This is a genomic window from Bradyrhizobium sp. (assembly GCF_035273305.1).
Classification (GTDB): Bacteria; Pseudomonadota; Alphaproteobacteria; order Rhizobiales; family Xanthobacteraceae; genus Bradyrhizobium.
In genome coordinates this window covers 1-13,184 of the sequence record NZ_DATEPI010000183.1, presented here as the reverse complement: position 1 = coordinate 13,184, position 13,184 = coordinate 1, and the positions used below count along the sequence as shown (strand labels likewise).

The window sequence follows — 13,184 nt, the reverse complement described above, 5'->3', positions numbered from 1 at the left end:
AACGGTGCGACCGAGCACCGGCCCGGCACCTACATCTACAACGATCGCATGCAGGTGGCCGCCGGCGTCGCCACATGGGATGACTGCGCACTGAATATATATTCAACCGTGGTGAGCCGCGCCGGGCCGGATCGCGGCATTCTCGATGCCGGCTCCAAGACGCTGACGTCTGACACGGGTGGCGGGCTCGAAGGCCATGGCCTCATCCTCGAGCATCCCGAAGCCCGGATCGCCCGCTTTGCCGAGGAGCACGGATTTCTCGACCTCACGCGCAGCAACACGCGGCCCAATATAGGCGATGTCGTGCGGATCGTACCGAACCACGTCTGCGTCGTCGTCAACATGGTCGATGAAGTGGTGATGGTGCGCGGCAACGAGATCGTCGGCACGCTGCCTGTCGCGGCGCGCGGCAAACTGCGTTAACGCGTTTTCGACGAAGTGGATGCCAATTCGCGTGAGGAAAACGCGTCTGAAGAGAAAAGCTAGCCCGATTCGGATTCAATCAGAACGGTCAGGCTCTAGCCCGACAGCCACTGCAAGGCTCCGCGCCCCGCCCCCGCGCCGGTAGCAAAACAAGCCTGGAGCAGATACCCGCCGGTCGGCGCTTCCCAATCGAGCATCTCGCCAGCAGCGAATACGCCCGGCAGGCGGCGGATCATGAATTGAGGATCCATTTCGCTGAACGCAACTCCGCCCGCAGTCGAGATCGCGCGTGCGATCGGGGCTATGCCGTTGAGCTTGATCGGTACGGCGTTGATCAACTCGGCGAGGCTTGCTGATGACCTCGAGAGCAGCGACACGCCGGAAATTTTTGCAGACTCCTGGAGCAGGCCGATGCCAACAGGTGAAAGCTGCGACGCCTTGCGCAGCCAGTTCGAGAACGATTGCTTTCGTTTCGGGATCGACAGTCGCGCAGCCAATCTCGGATAGTCGAGATCGGGGCGCAGTGCGATACGAACGGTCGCGTCCCCCGAAGTGATGATCGCGTCCCGCAATTCCGCCGACAACGCATAAACCGCGCCGCCCTCGATACCCGACCGCGTAATCACGGCTTCGCCGCGCGAAGTGTGCGGGCCAAAGCTCAGCGCTACTCCCTTGAGCGGCTGGCCTTCGAAGCGACCCAGAAATATCTCCGACCAGTCCACGGTGAAGCCGCAATTGGCGGCGCGCAACGGCGAGATCATGACTCCTTTGCCAGCAAGCGTTTCCAGCCAACCCGCATCGGAGCCGAGCCGTGGCCAGCTCGCGCCCCCAAGCGCAAGCACTGTTGCGCGGGCATCGAGAGCGGCTTGGCCGCTGGACGTCTGAAACACCAAACGGCCATTGACGTCCCAGCCAGTCCAGCGATGGCGAAATACGAATTTCACACCGAGCGAATTAAGCCGGCGCAACCACGCGCGCAGCAGTGGCGAGGCCTTGAAGGAGTCGGGGAAAACCCGGCCGCTGGACCCAATGAATGTCGGTTGACCCAGCCCCTCGCTCCATCGCCGCAAAGCTTCCGGCGAGAATGCGGTGATCGCTGGAGCAAGATGAGAACTGGCCCCGCGGTATCGTGCCAGAAAATCCGATAGCGGCTCGCTGTGGGTCAGATTAAGTCCGCCCCGTCCAGCCATCAGGAACTTGCGGCCTGCCGATGGCATCGCATCATAGACGGTAACGGCTGCGCCGCCTTGCGCCAGCACCTCTGCCGCCATCAGGCCGGCGGGACCTGCGCCAATCACGGCGACCGGGATTTGGGAATTGGTCGACGCGGCGGTCAAGAAGACTCCCCTCTCAGCATGAAGCCCCTACTCTGAGGGACTGCGCTCTGCGTGGCGCCTCGAAGGAGGGGACGCACCGTTCGGAACGCGCGAAAGCGCGCCTAGCCATGTGGTCGTGACCGCATGAGGGCTACAGCTTTATCCCCGCCCTCGCCGCTGCGTGTCCGACATATTTTTGGGTCTGCTGAAACGCGCCTTCCAGCGGCTTCGCGGTCGACATATCGCTAATGTCGGCGAAATGCGCGGACACCGCCTCGGGCGTCCAGTCCGATTGCGGCAGGTTGATGCCTTCGGTCTCCACTATCCTGATCACCGCGAACGAGCCCGCGCCGGCACCCATAATGGTACGGGTCGGCGCGTCCTCGCCGAGCAGATAGAGCACTGCCGGGGTGATCGCTTCCGGCTTCATCAACGCCAATGCTTGCGGCGGCAGCAGTTCCTCAGTCATCCGCGTCGCCGCGGTCGGTGAGATCGTGTTGACGCGGATGTTGTTCTTGCGGCCCTCCTCGGCCAGCACGTTCATCAAGCCGACCATGCCTGTTTTCGCTGCACCGTAATTGGCCTGGCCGAAATTGCCGAACAGTCCCGACGATGAGGTGGTGACGACAATGCGGCCGTAATTGCGCTCCCGCATTCCATCCCAGACTGCCTTGCAGCAATAGAACGTGCCGGTCAGATGCACGTCGAGCACCTTGGCGAAATCGGCGATCTCCATCTTGGAAAACGATTTATCGCGCAGGATGCCGGCATTAGCGCAGAGCAAATCGACGCTGCCCCACTCCCTGCTCGCACGCGCGACCATCGCTTTGACCTGCTCGAAATTGGAGACGTCGGCGCCGTCCGCCATGGCGACACCGCCGGTCCGTCGGATTTCCTCAACCACGGTTTCCGCCGGCGTCAGCGAGCCGCCAGTGCCATCACGAGCGCCGCCGAAATCGTTGACGACGACCCTTGCGCCACGGCTTGCCAACCCCAGCGCGTGTGCGCGTCCGAGCCCGTTACCCGCGCCGGTTACGATAGCAACGCGTCCGTCAAACCTGATTGTCATTAGCATTCCCTAATGTTTAGTTATCGACAGATGCCGGGTGTGGCTCGCTCACTCAGACCGGAATCGCCGTGGTTTCACGGCACGATCTGGTCTCAGAGAGCAGTCGTCATGGATGAGTCGTGGCGTCCTCAATACCCCACCTGCGCGGAGCATTAGGAGTGATGGTGTGGTCAGAACCCGCGTTATACGGGAGATTGCTTTCAGGCAAAATAGATCAAACCGATCCAGTCGGCCACGATCGCGGGCTTGTCCTCACCTTCGATTTCCACGATGACGTTGGTGCGCGATTGCAGCTCAGTAGGCTTGCGCAATTTGGCTTCCGCAAGAGTGAAGCGGCCACGGACGCGTGAGCCCGCGCGCACCGGCGAGATAAACCGCAGTTTATCGAAGCCGTAGTTGACACCCATGGTGGTGCCCTCGATCACCGGCATCACTTCGTAAGACATGATGCTCATCAGTGACATCGTCAGAAACCCGTGGGCGACCGTGGTGCCGAACGAAGTCTCGCGTTTGGCGCGTTCGGGATCGACATGAATGAATTGGTGATCCTCGATCACATCGGCGTAAAGGTTTATGCGGTTCTGGTCGATCAGATGCCATGACGATACGCCGACCTCGCTCCCAATCATTTCCTGGTACGCCGTGAGTGAAATCGGCGGCTTTTTCCAAACTTCATTCATCAATCAGTTCTCCGCCGAGCCGGCTGGCCGCAGCTTCTGTAATTCCGGGAAATCCTCTTCGCGGAATTCCTCGCCCCGCAGCGAATTGCCGCGATCGTTCTCGTGCTCCAGCCGGCGCAACTGCACACGCCGAATCTTGCCGGAGATCGTCTTCGGCAGCTCCGCCACGAGTTCGATCCGTCGGATCCGCTTGAAAGGCGCCAGCCGGGTGTGCAGGTGCCGAAAAATCGAAAGCGCGGTTTGCGATGAACGCTCCGCGCTCGACACCAGCAGCACGTATGCCTTCGGGATAGCAAGTCGTATCGGGTCGGGGCTCGGTACCACCGCAGCTTCCGCGACCAGCTCATGCTCGAGCAAAATACTCTCAAGTTCGAATGGACTGATGCGGTAGTCCGATGATTTGAAGACGTCGTCCGAACGGCCGACGAAGGTCAGATATCCCTCGTCATCTACAGATACCACATCGCCGCTGCGATAGAGCTTGCCATCGGCACCGCTCAGCTTGCCGTCATCGCCCTGATATCCCTGCATCAGACCTGCGGGCCGGTCAGCGCCTAGCACCAGCGTGACCTCGCCTTCATTCGTGACGTGTCCGTCGGCATCTGTGATCTGCACGCGATATCCGGGCATGGGACGCCCCATTGATCCGACCTTCACTTTCTGGCCTGGCGAATTGCCCGCCAGCGCGGTCGTTTCGGTCTGGCCGTAGCCGTCCCTGATCGTCAGGCTCCAGGCGGCTCGGACCTGATCAATCACCTCGGGATTGAGCGGCTCGCCTGCGCCGCAGACTTCGCGCAAAGATACGTCAAAACTCGACAGCTTCTCTTGAATGAACAGCCGCCAGACCGTTGGTGGGGCGCAAAGCGTCGTGACCCCGCATCGGGCGACAGTCGCAAGCAAGCCCTTTGCATCGAATCGCGGCTGATTGACCACAAACACAGTAGCGCCCGCATTCCATGGCGCAAAAAAGCAACTCCAGGCATGCTTGGCCCAGCCCGGGGAGGAAATGTTCAGATGAACATCGCCCGGCTGCAGCCCAAGCCAATACATCGTCGATAGTCCGCCGACGGGATAACTACGCTGGCTATGCAGCACCAGTTTCGGTTTTGCCGTGGTGCCGGACGTGAAATACAGCAGCATTGGATCGTCGGCTTTGGTCGGCCCGTTCGGCGTGAAGGTATCCGGAAATTCGTCGGCTTGCTCGTAGGCCAACCAGCCGTCCTGCTTTTCGGACATATTGACGACGATCCGAATGAGTTGCCCTCCGCCTAGACCGGAAAATTTCGGGACCTGATCCTGCGATGCCACCACCACCCTGGCGCGGCCGCGATCGAGGCGATCGCGGAGTTCATCCGGGGTCAAGAGCGTCGTCGCGGGGATCACGACAACGCCGAGCTTCATGGCCGCAAGCATGGTCTCCCAAAGCGGGACGACATTGCCCAGCAGCAAGAGCAGATGATCACCCCGTTGCAGGCCTTGGGCGCGTAAGAAATTCGCGACCTGATTGGATCGGCGCGACATCAACTCAAATGATGGCTTGATTTCGCGATTGCTTATGGCGTCGACGATCCACAGCGCCGCGCGGTCTTTGCTATCCGGGTTGCGGGCCAGCTCCGCGTCAAACCAGTCCAGTGCCCAGTTGAACGGCACTGGATCGGGCCAGCGGAAGCCCGCGACCGCCTTATCGTAATTGGTCCGATGCTCAAGCAGAAACGAGCGCGCTTGTTGGAAGGTCGTCATCGGTTCGTCACTTTGCCGCCAGGCTACGGACATGCCTGACGATGCCCGAAAAATCCACGCCGCCGTTTCCGGCCGCATCAAATGCCTTGTAGATTTCCTGCGCGTGTTTGCCGAGTGGCGTCGCCGCACCTACAGCGTTGGCGGCATCCTGGGCCAGCGTGAGGTCCTTCACCATCAGGGCCGATGCAAAACCCGGCTTGTAGTCGTTATTTGCCGGTGAGGTCGGTACCGGGCCCGGCACTGGACAGTAGGACGTTAGTGACCAGCATTGTCCCGATGAGGTGGAGGCGACCTCGAACAGGGCCTGGTGCGAGAGCCCGAGCTTCTCGGCCAAGGCAAACGCTTCGCTGACCGCGATCATCGAAACTCCAAGGATCATGTTGTTGCAGATTTTCGCCGCCTGACCGGCGCCGGCTCCACCGCAATGCACGATCTTCTTGCCCATGTTTTCCAGAACCGGCTTCCCCGCGGCAAATGCTTTGTCCTCGCCGCCGCACATGAAGGTCAAGGTCGCGCCCTTGGCTCCGCCGGTGCCCCCCGATACGGGCGCATCGACAGACGCGATGCCATGCTTTGCCGCCAGCGCATGCGCCTGTTTCGCGCTTTCGACATCAATGGTCGAACAGTCGATGATCAACGAACCCTTGCGCATCGCAGGCAAGACCTCGGTCCAGACTGACAGCACATGCTTGCCTGCTGGCAGCATCGTGATCACGACGTCGGCGCCCTGTGCCGCGCTCACTGCGGTGTCTGCCAGCGCCGCACCATCGGCTTTGGCCTGGTTGCGCAAGCTTTCGACGAGATCGAAGCCAGTCACCTTATGACTCGCCTTGACCAAATTGGCCGCCATGGGGCCGCCCATGTTGCCGAGGCCGATAAATGCAATGCTTGGCATGATCCAATTTCCCTCCGTTGAGGAGCTTCTATTTTGTTTGATCGAAAACCAGTTCGTCGGCGCCAATTTCGGCGAAGTAAGGCGCGATCATCTGCGCCGTCAAATCCTCGATCCGTGGCGGCGACCAGCGCGGATTCCGGTCCTTGTCGATGACAGCCGCGCGCACCCCTTCGCGGAAGTCGTCACTGGCGAACACCTGCAGCGCCGCACGATATTCACGGACCAGGCATTCTTGCAGGGAGGGCGATGCGCGCGCCAGCCGCAGCAGTTTCAGCGCGACTACCAATCCGCGCGGCGATTTTTCATTTAGTGTCTTCAGTGTCGACTGCGCCAGGTCCGACCCGTCTGCGCGAAGCGCAGCGACAATGTCCTGCATCTGGTCATGCGCAAACCATCGATCGATTTGCGGCCGCATCGCTGCGATGGGTCCAGCGGTTTCGCCGTTTGCGAAGCCATCAATGGTATTTTTCACCTCGGCGTTGGTCACGCCGGCCGGAAGCCTAACCAGCATTTCACGCAGAGTGCCAAGTTTGCCGGAGGGCACGACCCCATCGGCAAAACGGGAATAGATTGCGTCGGGACCATTCATGGTCTGGCCAGTTAGTCCGAAATAGGTGCCGATTTCACCCGGCGAGCGGGAGAGCAGCCAGGTGCCCCCGACATCCGGAAAAAAACCGAGGCCGACTTCCGGCATCGCAAGCCGGGTCCGCTCCGTTACAACGCGATGGCGGCCGTGCGCCGAGAGGCCGACTCCCCCGCCCATCACAATGCCATCCATGAAAGCGACGTAAGGCTTCGGAAACCCCGCGATCCGGGCGTTGAGAATGTACTCCTCGCGCCAAAGAATCTTGCCGAGGTCACCCCCAACTTGAGAGCTTTCATACAGCGCGCGAATGTCGCCGCCCGCGCAAAGCCCGCGCTCGCCCGCCCCTTCCAGCAAGATCAAGCCGACCTCCGGATCGGCTTCGAATTCGTCGAGCGCCTTGTCGACATCCCGAAACATTTCCAGCGTGACGGCATTGATCGCCTTCGGCCGGTTAAGGCGGATCACGCCGACAGGGCCCTCGCGTCTCGCGATCAGGTCGGGCTCGGAACTCTCGACAGCGGCGCCTTGGGCCGTCATCGCGCGCCCTCGATCAGCTTGCGAGCCACGATCAGCCGCATGATTTCGTTGGTACCTTCGAGAATCTGATGCACGCGCAGATCGCGGACGATTTTTTCGATGCCGTATTCGCTGAGATAGCCGTATCCGCCATGCAGTTGCAGCGCTTGATTGGCAACTTCGAACCCGACATCTGTGCCGAAGCGCTTCGCCATGGCACAAAGCATCGTCGCGTCGGGCTCCCTGCGATCGAGCGCCGCAGCGGCGCGCCACACGAATGTCCGCGCCGCCTCCAGTTCCGTCGCCATATCGGCGAGCCGGAACTGCAGCGCTTGAAATTCATCGAGACGCTTTCCGAAGGCTTTGCGCTGTTTCATGTAGGCGAGTGACTTTTCGAGCGCGGATTGCGCCCCGCCCAGTGAGCACGCTGCAATGTTGATGCGGCCACCATCAAGCCCCGCCATGGCGATCTTGAACCCGATGCCTTCGTCGCCAAGCCGGTTTGCCATCGGCACGCGCGCATTCTCGAAAATCACCGCCCGGGTGGGCTGCGCGTTCCAACCCATCTTGCGCTCATTGGCGCCCAGCGAAAGTCCGGGCGTGTCGCCCTCGACTACGAGGGTCGAAATGCCGGCCGGGCCATCGGCGCCGGTCCGGACCATCACCACATAAACGTCACCCTTGCCTGCGCCGGAGATGAACTGCTTCTGGCCATTGAGCACATAATGGGCGCCCTCGTGCACGGCGCGGGTGCGTAGCGCCGCCGCATCCGATCCGGAGCCGGGTTCGGTCAGGCAATAACTCGCCAGCAAGTCCATGGTGCAAAGCTTCGGCAGCCACTTTTTCCGTTGCGCATCGCTTCCGTACGCATCGATCATCCACGCGGCCATATTGTGGATGGAAATGAACGCAGATACAGTCGGACAGCCCTGCGCAAGCGCCTCGAAGATCAAAGCCGCATCAAACCGAGTCAGTCCCGAACCGCCGACGTCATCGCGGATGTAGACGCCGCCGATGCCAAGCTTCGCCGCCTCGCGCATCACATCGACTGGAAAGTGCTTCTCCTCGTCCCAGCGGATGGCATAAGGCGCGATTTTTTCCGCGGCAAAATCCCGCGCCATATCGCGAACCGCAAGCTGGTCCTCGTTGAGAGAAAACTGCATCCGATGTCAGCGCCTGTCTAGGTGATCACGCGCTGATCAGTTCATGGTCGGGATCGAGAACTCCGCGCCTTCCTTGACTCCGGATGGCCAGCGAGCCGTCACCGTCTTTGTCTTGGTGTAAAAGCGGATCGAGTCCGGCCCGTGCTGGTTAAGATCGCCGAAGCCGGACTTCTTCCAACCACCAAAAGTGTAGTACGCGATCGGAACCGGGATCGGCACGTTGATGCCGACCATGCCGACGTTGACCTTGGCGGCGAAGTCGCGTGCGGCATCGCCGTCGCGAGTGAAGATCGCGACCCCGTTGCCGTAGTCGTGCTCTGAAGGCAGGTTCAATGCCTCGTTGTAGTCGTGCGCGCGGACGACGGAGAGCACCGGGCCGAAGATCTCTTCCTTGTAGATCCGCATGTCCTTGGTAACATTGTCGAACAGACAGCCGCCCATATAGAAGCCGTTTTCATACCCCTGCATCTTGAAGCCGCGGCCATCGACGGCGAGCTTGGCGCCTTCCTTGATCCCGATCTCGACGTAATTCTTGACGCGGTTCAGAGCATCCTTGGTCACGAGCGGTCCATAGTCCGCCGACGGATCGATCGATGTACCGATCTTCAGATTCTCGACGCGAGGAATCAATTTGTCCATCAAGCGATCGGCGGTCGTCTTGCCGACGGGAACGGCGACGGAGATGGCCATGCAGCGTTCGCCGGCAGAACCATAGCCGGCGCCGATCAAGGCATCGACAGTCTGATCCATATCGGCATCCGGCATGACGATCGCGTGGTTCTTGGCGCCGCCGAAACATTGCGCGCGCTTACCAGTAGCGGCGGAGCGCCCGTAGATATATTGCGCGATCGGCGAAGAGCCGACGAAGCCGACGGCTCGTATGTCGGGATCGTCGAGAATGGCATCGACGGCTTCCTTGTCGCCGTTGACGACGTTGAGGACGCCTGGCGGCAGGCCGGCCTCGACCATCAGTCTGGCCAGCTCCATTGGCACGCCCGGGTCACGCTCGGACGGCTTCAGGATGAACGCATTCCCGCACGCGATCGCCGGGGCGAATTTCCACATCGGAATCATGGCCGGGAAATTGAAGGGCGTGATGCCCGCGACAACACCGAGTGGCTGGCGTATCGAATAGATATCAATGCCGGGACCAGCCCCTTCGGTGTATTCGCCCTTCATCAGATGCGGAATGCCACAGGCGAATTCAACGACCTCCAGCCCACGCTGGATATCGCCCCTGGCGTCGGGAACGGTCTTGCCGTGCTCGCGCGCCAACAGGTCGGCAAGCTTGTCGTAATCGCGCTGCACGAGTTCAAGGAATTTCATCATCACCCGCGCGCGGCGCTGCGGATTAGTCCCGCCCCACTCGGGCTGCGCGGACACCGCGTTTTCGACCGCTGCCCGCAATTCGGCTTTCGAGGCCAGCGCTACCTGAGCCTGGACGTCACCGGTCATCGGCTCGAACACGTCCGCGAACCTGCCGGAAGTGCCCTTGACCTCGCGGCCTCCGATAAAATGTCCGATTGTGCGCATGCGGTACTCCCTGTGTTGGAAACTCTCCGCGCTTCAGCTACGGGCTTTTCAGAGAACCTCTGAAAACCACGAAGGCATCGCAGAGTTCTGGCATCTCTCGCCTCAAGCTCAAACGCCGGATCGAGGACACCGAGACTAGGTTTTTCGGCATCTTGCAGTCTTTGCAGCGTTTGGAAAGGGTCTGGATGCGCGGCCGATTTGCGAAATTGCGTGATACGCCGGCTTTCGCGCCGCATACGACCAATGTCGAACCTGGTTTTTCAGGCCGCGTTCAAGACCGCAGTCGCGGGCCGGTGTTCCTGGCAGCGGTTTTCTTGGCGGCCCGCTTCGGCGCGCTCGCGGGCTCCAGCACAGCATCCCGCCCGGCGGCGAGGATTTCGTCGGACAATTCGCCGGTCCCCGCGATGCGGGCCAGCACCAGGGTACCCATCATGCTCGCAACCGTCGCTATCGCCTGCTTGCGAGCCAGCTTGCGCGGAACGTCCGGAATTTGCTCGGCAAGCATGTCCACCATCTGCTCCAGCTTGGCCAGAAACGCTTTGCGGGTTTTGGGGCTCTCGCGGGCAATTTCGGCGCCGAGGGTCGGAACGGCGCAGCCGTGCCCGGGATCATCGCGATGCACCTTGGTCAGGTATGAATTCACAATCGCGGGCAGTCGCTTCTCCGGCGGCATCTGCTGGACGAGTTCGCGCCAGCGCGCAGTAGAGCGGTCCATGGCGTAGGCAAAAGCCTCGATCACCAGCGCTTCCCGGGAATCGAAGTGAGCGTAGAAACCACCATGGGTCAACCCGGCCTCTTTCATCAGGTCGGCCACCCCAATGCCATGCGCGCCTTTTTCCCGAAGCCGCACCGAGGCTCGTTTAATGATCCGGGCATGAGTTTCGAGTTTGTGTTCCCTGGAATAACGCATCGGCAGTCCCATAAGATGTTTCTGGTCATATAATAGCAGTTACGGCCGCAAAAAGCTGTAGCTATTTGCTGGCCCCGCTTCGAGCCATCGAACTCGCTCATGGCTAGACAGTACACGGACTTGCTCCAGGTTTGACAAGTCCTACGAATTGACGGGGAATAGTCGCCAAGCGCGCTATTTCGCAACGCCCGAGATCGATCCATGGAAATGCTCAATGATTATTGCGGTGTCGACCGCGACGCACGCGGCGTCGTTCGTCTGACCATCTGCAACGCAGGCTCGCTTAATATTCTTGGATCGGCTGTCATCAAGGGCGTTCGCGAGGGCCTGGAGGCGCTTGCAGATGACCGGCAGATTCGCGCGCTGGTCATATGCGGCCAAACCGAAAAGAGCATGATCGGAGGCGCCGACATCAAGGAGATGGCGGGACTCGACCAAGCTTCGGCTGAGAAGTTCATAACTGGCCTGCGCGATCTCTGCGAGGCGGTACGGGCATTTCCCGCTCCCGTGATCGCGCGGATGCCCGGCTGGTGCCTCGGCGGCGGCCTCGAAGTAGCCGCTGCGTGCGATTTCCGTATTGCGGCGCATGATGCGAAATTTGGCATGCCCGAGGTCAGGGTCGGAATTCCATCTGTGATCCATGCGGCCTTGCTGCCGCGCCTGATCGGTTGGGGCCGGGCCAGATGGCTGGTCATGACAGCGGAAAACATCGACGCTCCCACGGCACTAGCCTGGGGTTTGGTCGACGTCGTCGCGCCGCAAGGTGGTTTGGACGCGGCTGTGGAGCGAACGGTAAAGGCATTACTGGAATGCGCGCCGGAAGCCCTGCGCGCGCAGAAAGATCTGCTGCGACAATGGGAGGAGTTGCCGCTAAGGGAATCCGTGAACCTCAGCATCGGCGTATTCGGCAAGTCCTATTTGACGGGCGAGCCACAGCGATTGATGCAGGGCTTTATCGACCGCAAAAGATAGCCTCGAGGACCCGGCTAGTAGGGCGCCAGGAGAGTCCGGTCGCCGATAACGGTTCGCGTTCTCTTGCCCTAGAAACAGACGCTATCCACTTCACCACAAGTTTTGGCGAGCAGCCGTTGCATTTGGCGGAGTGGGCCATATTGTACGTACACCCTACTTGATATGTTGGGTATCATATAATATCACCGCTAACTTGAGGAAATGGCGCATCCATCGATAAGGCCATCTTCCAACTTAAATTGTAGTTCGCGTTTTCCAACAGGAAAAACATCATGATCTCGGATCGGCTGTCGGCCGCCCTCGCCCGTCGCAACATCCATTACGGTTGGGCGATGGTCGGCGTGACTTTTCTCACGGCTCTGATCAGCGCCGGGACGGTTGGTGCGCCCGGCGTGTTTATCGTACCGCTGCAGCAGGAATTCGGCTGGACCACAGCCGAGATCTCCTCGGCGCTGTCGGTTCGCTTTATCCTGTTTGGACTGATGGCACCGTTCGCAGCCGCGCTGCTTAACCGCTATGGCCTGCGTAACGTGACGTTGGCGGCGCAGCTGATCGTCGTTTCGGCGCTGGTCGCTTCGCTGGCCATGACAAAGGTATGGCAGCTGATGCTGCTGTGGGGCGTCGTGATCGGAATCGGCACCGGCATGACCGCGCTGGTCTTAGGTGCGACCGTGGCGGCGCGCTGGTTCGCGGCCCGTCGCGGGCTGGTTGTCGGCATCCTCACCGCAAGCGTAGCCACCGGGCAGCTGGTGTTCCTGCCGTTGCTGGCCAGCATGACGGAGCGGCTGGGCTGGCGCATGGCGTTGGCCTTCATGTGCGTAATGCTCGCGGTGTCGGCAACGGCAGTCCTGCTCTTCATGCGCGATCGCCCGAGCGACCTGAAGCAGCGACCGTTTGGCGACAAGGGCACGCAGCCGATAGTCGTGCCGCCTCCCATCACCGCGCCGATTATGGCGGCTGCTCTTGGGACGCTGCGCGATGTCTCGAAACACCGTGCGTTCTGGATCCTGTTCGCCACCTTCTTCATCTGTGGCGCCAGCACCAACGGCCTGATCCAGGTGCATCTGATCCCGATGTGCCTCGATTTTGGCATTCCGCAGGTTCAAGCCGCCAGCCTGCTTGCAGCAATGGGCATTTTCGATTTCTTCGGCACCATCGTTTCGGGTTGGCTTTCAGACCGCTATGACAACCGCTGGCTGCTGTTCTGGTATTACGGCCTGCGCGGGCTGTCGCTGCTCTACCTGCCGTTCTCATTCTCCAACTTCTACGTGCTGAGCCTGTTCACCGTATTCTACGGCGTGGACTGGTTTGCCACCGTGGCGCCGACGATACGGCTCGTCACCAGCGCCGTCGGCCGTGAACGCAGCAGCATCGTCTATGG

Annotated in this window: 11 protein-coding genes and 1 pseudogene; 3 read left to right on the top strand and 9 right to left on the bottom strand. The window is 60.7% G+C overall.

What is annotated here, in order from left to right:
- Positions 1-423: pseudogene (locus tag VJV58_RS12930) on the top strand (D-TA family PLP-dependent enzyme); the annotation flags it as partial.
- A gap of 95 nt (positions 424-518) precedes the next feature.
- Here VJV58_RS12930 and VJV58_RS12925 read toward each other — a convergent pair.
- The 9 genes from VJV58_RS12925 to VJV58_RS12885 all read right to left on the bottom strand — a co-directional run bounded on the left by VJV58_RS12925 (position 519) and on the right by VJV58_RS12885 (position 10,831).
- The gene (locus VJV58_RS12925) at positions 519-1,760 is read right to left on the bottom strand and encodes a TIGR03862 family flavoprotein (RefSeq protein ID WP_324137744.1); all 1,242 of its coding nucleotides are present in this window, start codon (positions 1,758-1,760) and stop codon (positions 519-521) included.
- A gap of 130 nt (positions 1,761-1,890) precedes the next feature.
- Positions 1,891-2,808 carry an SDR family NAD(P)-dependent oxidoreductase gene (locus tag VJV58_RS12920; protein WP_324137743.1) on the bottom strand — a complete coding sequence of 306 codons (918 nt, stop codon included), beginning with the start codon at positions 2,806-2,808 and terminating at the stop codon, positions 1,891-1,893.
- A 200-nt stretch (positions 2,809-3,008) separates the two neighbouring features.
- A complete protein-coding gene (locus VJV58_RS12915; protein WP_324137742.1) occupies positions 3,009-3,488 on the bottom strand; it encodes a MaoC family dehydratase in 480 nt (159 codons plus the stop codon).
- A gap of 3 nt (positions 3,489-3,491) precedes the next feature.
- Complete coding sequence (locus VJV58_RS12910) at positions 3,492-5,228, bottom strand: AMP-binding protein (RefSeq protein ID WP_324137741.1); 1,737 nt, start codon at positions 5,226-5,228, stop codon at positions 3,492-3,494.
- Between the two features lie 7 nt (positions 5,229-5,235).
- Positions 5,236-6,123 carry a 3-hydroxyisobutyrate dehydrogenase gene (gene mmsB, locus VJV58_RS12905; protein WP_324137740.1) on the bottom strand — a complete coding sequence of 296 codons (888 nt, stop codon included), beginning with the start codon at positions 6,121-6,123 and terminating at the stop codon, positions 5,236-5,238.
- A 28-nt stretch (positions 6,124-6,151) separates the two neighbouring features.
- Complete coding sequence (locus VJV58_RS12900; RefSeq protein ID WP_324137739.1) at positions 6,152-7,246, bottom strand: enoyl-CoA hydratase/isomerase family protein; 1,095 nt, start codon at positions 7,244-7,246, stop codon at positions 6,152-6,154.
- A complete protein-coding gene (locus tag VJV58_RS12895; protein WP_324137738.1) occupies positions 7,243-8,388 on the bottom strand; it encodes an isobutyryl-CoA dehydrogenase in 1,146 nt (381 codons plus the stop codon). The genes VJV58_RS12900 and VJV58_RS12895 overlap by 4 nt, the downstream gene beginning before the upstream one ends.
- A 36-nt stretch (positions 8,389-8,424) precedes the next feature.
- Positions 8,425-9,921 (bottom strand): CoA-acylating methylmalonate-semialdehyde dehydrogenase, encoded by a 1,497-nt coding sequence (locus VJV58_RS12890; RefSeq protein WP_324137737.1) that lies wholly within the window; start codon positions 9,919-9,921, stop codon positions 8,425-8,427.
- Positions 9,922-10,192: 271 nt separating this feature from the next.
- Positions 10,193-10,831: a TetR/AcrR family transcriptional regulator gene (locus VJV58_RS12885; protein ID WP_324137736.1), complete on the bottom strand. Its 639-nt coding sequence runs from the start codon at positions 10,829-10,831 to the stop codon at positions 10,193-10,195.
- Positions 10,832-11,032: 201 nt separating this feature from the next.
- Between VJV58_RS12885 and VJV58_RS12880 the strand changes: the two genes are divergently transcribed.
- On the top strand, positions 11,033-11,803 hold the full coding sequence (locus VJV58_RS12880; protein WP_324137735.1) for an enoyl-CoA hydratase: 771 nt from the start codon (positions 11,033-11,035) through the stop codon (positions 11,801-11,803).
- A 272-nt stretch (positions 11,804-12,075) separates the two neighbouring features.
- Positions 12,076-13,184: MFS transporter (locus VJV58_RS12875; protein WP_324137734.1), on the top strand; the 1,109-nt coding region annotated here is incomplete at its 3' end.

What these genes read in the sequence shown, in the direction of transcription:
- VJV58_RS12920 (WP_324137743.1), bottom strand. Translation starts at nt 2,808, where the DNA reads ATGACAATCAGGTTTGACGGACGCGTTGCTATCGTAACCGGCGCGGGT.
- VJV58_RS12915 (WP_324137742.1), bottom strand. Translation starts at nt 3,488, where the DNA reads ATGAATGAAGTTTGGAAAAAGCCGCCGATTTCACTCACGGCGTACCAG.
- VJV58_RS12910 (WP_324137741.1), bottom strand. Translation starts at nt 5,228, where the DNA reads ATGACGACCTTCCAACAAGCGCGCTCGTTTCTGCTTGAGCATCGGACC.
- mmsB (WP_324137740.1), bottom strand. Translation starts at nt 6,123, where the DNA reads ATGCCAAGCATTGCATTTATCGGCCTCGGCAACATGGGCGGCCCCATG.
- VJV58_RS12900 (WP_324137739.1), bottom strand. Translation starts at nt 7,246, where the DNA reads ATGACGGCCCAAGGCGCCGCTGTCGAGAGTTCCGAGCCCGACCTGATC.
- VJV58_RS12895 (WP_324137738.1), bottom strand. Translation starts at nt 8,388, where the DNA reads ATGCAGTTTTCTCTCAACGAGGACCAGCTTGCGGTTCGCGATATGGCG.
- VJV58_RS12890 (WP_324137737.1), bottom strand. Translation starts at nt 9,921, where the DNA reads ATGCGCACAATCGGACATTTTATCGGAGGCCGCGAGGTCAAGGGCACT.
- VJV58_RS12885 (WP_324137736.1), bottom strand. Translation starts at nt 10,831, where the DNA reads ATGCGTTATTCCAGGGAACACAAACTCGAAACTCATGCCCGGATCATT.
- VJV58_RS12880 (WP_324137735.1), top strand. Translation starts at nt 11,033, where the DNA reads ATGGAAATGCTCAATGATTATTGCGGTGTCGACCGCGACGCACGCGGC.